The following is a 327-nucleotide window of genomic DNA, read 5'->3' on the forward strand; positions in this document are numbered from 1 at the left end:
GAAGAGAAGACTGCGGGTAAGCAAGGCACAGAAAACATCCTTACTTCTACTCCAAACTAAAACCCAACAAAAAAGCCCCTACAAAGGATAATTTGTAGGGGCTTTCTTATTCATCAAGTAGCTATTCTGGTTTAGCGTTTGCAGCACACTCGCCACGAGAACGATCCAGACGGCAACGAATTTTCCAGAGTAACTTAAGTGCCGTAGGATGATTGACCTTGTCTGCCTTTAGTGCCATGCGTACACGTTTACTGAAATGATCAATATCATCCTTAGTAAACTGACTAATCTCGATCCAGTAGTTTTGAGGTATTTCATTCTCAGCAT

The 327-nt window shown here is 41.9% G+C and carries 1 protein-coding gene; it reads right to left on the reverse strand.

Going from position 1 to position 327, the window contains the following annotated elements; genetic code table 11:
- Nucleotides 1–121: 121 nt before the first annotated feature.
- Nucleotides 122–327 (reverse strand): putative solute-binding protein (locus tag A3735_RS31570; protein WP_231882675.1); only part of this gene is annotated, 206 nt, incomplete at its 5' end.

The sequence above is a fragment of the Oleiphilus sp. HI0061 genome, assembly GCF_001635675.1.